The sequence below is a fragment of the Pseudomonas sp. GM60 genome, from assembly GCF_000282415.1.
In the GTDB taxonomy this organism is placed as follows: Bacteria; Pseudomonadota; Gammaproteobacteria; order Pseudomonadales; family Pseudomonadaceae; genus Aquipseudomonas; species Aquipseudomonas migulae.
In genome coordinates, this window is record NZ_AKJI01000147.1 from 1 (window position 1) to 5271 (window position 5271).

Below are 5271 nucleotides of genomic sequence, written 5' to 3' on the forward strand. Positions count from 1 at the left end.
CAAGCCGGCTCCTACAAGGTTGATCGCGGGGTTGTGATGAACGGTCAGGCTGCGTAACGTGGCGGCTCTTGTCTGGAGAGCCAAAGATGCGTGTTGCCCGTTCCTTAGTCCTTGTTGCCGTGCTTCCACTGTTCGCGGCCTGTCAGTTGTTCGATGGCCCGCGTGAAAGTGCCTCCCACGTGGGCCAGACCCGAATGCAGGGTCAGTTGACGGCAGCCGACGGCAAGCTGTTGTTCCAGCCGTGCAATGAGCAGCGCAGTTTCGTGGTCAACGACACCGGCGGCACCAGCATCCTGCAAGAGGCCGCCAGCCTCGCCAATGCGCAGGGCAAGCTGTTCGCCGACGTTCGCGGGCGAATCGTCGACAGCCGCCTCGATCTGGAGCAGCTGTACCGCGTCGAGCGCTCGGGCACCGCCTGCGGCGATCCGAATTTCAAACCGTTGATCCTGCGCGCCGCCGGCCACGGGCCCGAGTGGAACGTCAAGGTCAGTGGCAAAGGCATGGTCGTCGACCGTGCGGGCCAACCGCCCCTGGCCGTCCCTTATGTTGAAGAGCAACTGGGCGATGGCCGCTTCAACCTCAGCACCGAAGCCAATAACCAGCACATCGAACTGTGGGTCGCGCCGCAACGTTGCATCGACAGCAGCACCGGCAGTGTTCAACACATGAGCGCCGAACTGCGCATTGACGGCCAGGTTCAGCGTGGTTGCGGGTATTTCGGCGGATCGCGCGACGACTGATCGTTTAAGCCTCACGGGACTCGGCTTTTGGGGCTTATAATCGCCGCCTTCAAACGCCTTGGCGCAGTTGTGCGCCCCGCGAACCGGATCCCGTCATGTTACGAATCACTGAACTCAAGCTGCCGATCGACCATCCCGAAGAAGACCTGCGCCCTGCCATCGTGCAGCGCCTGGGCATCGCCAGTGATGACCTGCTCGATTTCACCTTGTTCAAGCGCAGCTACGATGCGCGCAAAAAATCCTCCGAACTGTGCTTCATCTACACCATCGACCTCACCGCGAAGGATGAGGCGGCGTTGCTGCACAAGTTCGCCGATGACCGCAACGTCAACGTGGCGCCGGATGTCAGCTACAAAGTGGTCGGCCAGGCGCCGGCCGATCTGCAGCAACGCCCGGTTGTCGTAGGTTTCGGGCCGTGCGGGATTTTCGCCGGGCTGCTGCTCGCGCAAATGGGCTTCAAGCCGATCATCCTCGAGCGCGGCACCGAAGTGCGCCAGCGCACCAAGGACACCTGGGGCCTGTGGCGTAAAAGCGTGCTCAACCCCGAGTCCAACGTGCAATTTGGTGAGGGCGGCGCCGGGACTTTCTCCGACGGCAAGCTCTACAGCCAGATCAAGGACCCGAAATTCATCGGGCGCAAAGTCCTGCATGAGTTCGTCAAAGCCGGCGCGCCGGAAGAAATCCTCTACGTCAGCAAACCGCACATCGGTACGTTCCGTCTGACGGGCGTTGTGGAAAACATGCGTGAGCAGATTCGTGCACTGGGTGGCGAAGTACGCTTCCAGCAGCGCGTCACCGACGTGTTGATCGAGGACGGTCAATTGGTTGGCGTCGAGCTCAACGGCGGCGAACAGATCCATTCGAAGCACGTGATTCTGGCCCTCGGCCACAGCGCTCGCGACACTTTCCGCATGCTCCACGGTCGTGGCGTGTTCATGGAAGCCAAGCCGTTTTCGGTGGGTTTCCGTATCGAACACCCGCAGTCGCTGATCGACCGCGCGCGCCTGGGCAAGTACGCCGGCCACCCGAAACTGGGTGCCGCCGACTACAAACTGGTGCACCACGCCAAGAACGGTCGCTCGGTCTACAGCTTCTGCATGTGCCCGGGCGGCACGGTGGTCGCGGCGACCTCCGAGCCGAATCGCGTCGTGACCAACGGCATGAGCCAGTACTCGCGTAACGAGCGCAACGCCAACTCCGGGATCGTCGTCGGGATCACCCCGGAAGTCGATTATCCGGGCGGCCCGCTGGCCGGTATCGAGTTGCAGGAACGTCTGGAATCCCACGCCTTTGTGCTGGGTGGCAGCAACTACGAAGCGCCGGCACAGTTGGTGGGCGATTTCATCGCGGGCAAACCGTCCACCGACCTGGGCAGCGTTGAACCGTCCTACAAGCCCGGTGTTGCGCTGGGTGATTTGGCGTTGGCCTTGCCAGCGTTCGCCATCGAAGCCATTCGCGAAGCCTTGCCGGCGTTCGAGAAGCAGATTCGCGGCTACTCGCTGCATGACGCGGTGTTGACCGGGATCGAGACGCGCACGTCGTCGCCGTTGCGGATAACCCGTAACGAGTCGATGCAGAGCCTGAACGTCAAGGGCTTGTTCCCGGCGGGTGAAGGCGCGGGTTATGCGGGCGGGATTCTGTCGGCGGGTGTCGATGGCATTCGCATCGCTGAAGCCGTGGCCCGCGATATCCTCGGCCTAGAGGCCTGACACAAATCCCCTGTAGGAGCCGGCTTGCCGGCGATGAACGATAACGCGGTTATTCAGATAAACCGTGGAGTATTCATCGCCGGCAAGCCGGCTCCTACAAGGTCCGCTTTGGGGCTAGATGTTGGCGCGTAGCACTGTTGCTGGCAACGGCTCGCCGCGCTCGACACTCGCTGCCACCGCCGCCATTAACCCACTCAACTCATACCCCTGCGCCTTGAGCCAGGCCTGATCGTAATAACTGGTTTCATAGCGCTCGCCGCCATCGCACAGAATCGCCACGATCGACCCCGTTTCCCCCGCTGCCACCATCTGTTGTGCCGCCATCAACGCACCAATCAGATTGGTCCCGCTCGACCCGCCCACCCGACGTCCCAAACGCTGCGCCAGGTAATGCATGGCCGCCAGTGACAGATCGTCCGGCACCTTGACCATCGCATCGATCACCTTTGGCAGAAACGACGCCTCGACCCGTGGCCGACCGATGCCTTCGATCCGCGAACCGTGATCCAGGCGAAGACTGGCATCGCCAGTCAGGTAGTAATCGAAAAACACCGAGCGCTCGGCATCGGCGCACAGCACGCGAGTGCAATGCTGGCGATAACGCACGTATCGCCCGAGGGTCGCCGTGGTGCCGCCGGTGCCGGGGCTGGAAATCAGCCAGCTCGGCTCAGGGTGCTGTTCGAAACGCATCTGATGGAAGATCGATTCGGCGATGTTGTTGTTCGCCCGCCAGTCGGTGGCACGTTCGGCGTAGGTGAACTGATCGATAAAATGCCCGTCGTGCTCGCGCGCCAGGCGCTCGGATTCGGCATAGATCTGCGTCGGGTCGTCCACCAGATGGCTCTTGCCACCGTAGAACTCGATCTGCGCGATCTTCTCTTTGGAGGTGGTGGCCGGCATCACTGCAATAAACGGCAGGCCGAGCAAACGGGCGAAGTATGCCTCGGAAATCGCCGTCGAACCGCTGGACGCTTCGATCACTGGCGCGCCGGGTTTAAGCCAGCCGTTACACAGCGCGTAGAGGAACAACGAACGCGCCAGGCGATGTTTCAGGCTGCCGGTGGGATGGCTCGACTCATCCTTGAAATACAACTCGATGCCCGGCAACCCAGGCAGCGGCAAGGGGATCAGGTGCGTGTCGGCGCTGCGCTGGAAGTCCGCTTCGATGATCCGGATGGCTTCCCGGGCCCACTGTCGGTTGTCGCTCATGATGGTTTTCTCGTTGAGTCGGCCTTGGCACAAGGCTCAGCCCACAAGCTTAGGAAAAATCCGACATCGCGCACAGATACAGCTGAGGTTCAATACGTCCGGCAACTGCTAGGCTCAGGTCCGTGTCGCCTTTCGCGCTGTAACGGCATATAACAAAAAAGAATATAACTTTTGTTTTAACAACTAACGGTACGGGTTAGGGTGTGCCACCTTTTTGATTATTCGATGGAGAGCGACCTTGCCTCTGCGTAGCACTTTCACGCGTTTCTTTCAGTTGGAAGCTGCCAGCGGTCTGTTGTTGATCGCCGCAGCAGCCCTGGCTTTGATCATCAACAACTCCCCGTTGTCGTGGCTCTACAGCAGCTTTCTGGACACCCCTGTGGTGGCTCAGGTCGGCGCGCTGCAAATCGCCAAACCGGCATTGCTGTGGATCAACGACGGCCTGATGGCCCTGTTCTTCCTGCTGATCGGCCTGGAAGTAAAGCGCGAAGTCCTCGACGGTCAGCTGTCGAAGCCTTCACAGGTGGTCCTGCCCGGTGCCGCGGCGATTGGCGGCATGGTCGTGCCGGCGTTGGTCTACTGGTTCTTCAACCGTGACAATCCCGCTGCACTCGGTGGCTGGGCCATTCCGATGGCCACCGACATCGCCTTCGCCCTCGGCGTCCTCGCCCTGCTGGGCAAGCGTGTGCCGGTGTCGCTGAAACTGTTCCTGATGACCCTGGCGATCATCGACGACCTCGGCGCGATCATCGTCATTGCGATCTTCTATTCCGGCGCGCTGTCGACCCTGTCCCTGGCGTTGGCCGCGGCCTGCATCGTCGCGCTGATCGCGATGAACCGGCTCGGCGTGGTCAAGCTCGGGCCGTACATGATCATCGGTTTGATCCTGTGGGTGTGCGTACTCAAAAGCGGTGTCCACGCCACGCTGGCCGGCGTAACCCTGGCCTTCTGCATTCCACTGCGCACCAAAAACGCCGAGCCGTCGCCGCTGCTGACGCTGGAACACGCCCTGCACCCGTGGGTCGCCTACGGCATCCTGCCGCTGTTCGCCTTCGCCAACGCCGGCCTGTCCCTGAGCGGCGTGACCGTCGAAAGCTTCACCCATCACGTGCCGATGGGCATCGCAATCGGCCTGCTGCTGGGCAAGACGCTTGGCGTGTTCGGCCTGACCTGGCTCGCGGTAAAAACCGGCATCGCCGCCCTGCCCCAAGGCGCCAATTGGGGCCAGGTGCTGGGGGTTGCGATCCTCTGCGGGATTGGTTTCACCATGAGTTTGTTTGTCGGTTCACTGGCGTTTGAGCCGGGCGTCAGTGAGTACGCCGGGATGGACCGGATGGGGATTTTGACCGGGTCGATATTGGCAGCGTTGATTGGATATGCGGTGACGGCGGCGGCGAGTCGCAAGCAAGGCGAGCGCTAATCCTGAATGGTTGTGGTGGCATCGCTCGCACATTAACCCTGTAGGAGCCGGCTTGCTGGCGATGGCGGTGGCGGTGGGTCAATCAACCTGTTTATTGACTGGACGGACGCCATCGCCGGCAAGCCGGCTCCTACAGGAAATCGCCGTACGCTTTTGCTTTTCACCACTCAGCAGGCCGAGCGTTAGCTCGCCT

General features: G+C 61.4%; 4 protein-coding genes. 3 read left to right on the forward strand and 1 reads right to left on the reverse strand.

Going from position 1 to position 5271, the window contains the following annotated elements; translation table 11 throughout:
* Positions 1–86 precede the first annotated feature (86 nt).
* Both PMI32_RS02600 and PMI32_RS02595 read left to right on the forward strand, forming a co-directional pair.
* Positions 87–740, forward strand: coding sequence for a COG3650 family protein (locus PMI32_RS02600; protein WP_008034599.1), 654 nt, complete (start codon positions 87–89; stop codon positions 738–740).
* 95 nt (positions 741–835) lie between these two features.
* Positions 836–2449 (forward strand): NAD(P)/FAD-dependent oxidoreductase, encoded by a 1614-nt coding sequence (locus PMI32_RS02595; protein WP_008034608.1) that lies wholly within the window; start codon positions 836–838, stop codon positions 2447–2449.
* Between the two features lie 114 nt (positions 2450–2563).
* On the opposite strand, the gene PMI32_RS02590 is transcribed toward PMI32_RS02595, so the two are convergent.
* Positions 2564–3661, reverse strand: coding sequence for a PLP-dependent cysteine synthase family protein (locus PMI32_RS02590; RefSeq protein WP_177318900.1), 1098 nt, complete (start codon positions 3659–3661; stop codon positions 2564–2566).
* A 235-nt stretch (positions 3662–3896) separates the two neighbouring features.
* Between PMI32_RS02590 and nhaA the strand changes: the two genes are divergently transcribed.
* Entirely contained in the window at positions 3897–5078 is a 1182-nt protein-coding gene (gene nhaA / locus PMI32_RS02585) for a Na+/H+ antiporter NhaA (RefSeq protein WP_008034612.1), read from the forward strand.
* Positions 5079–5271 lie beyond the last annotated feature (193 nt).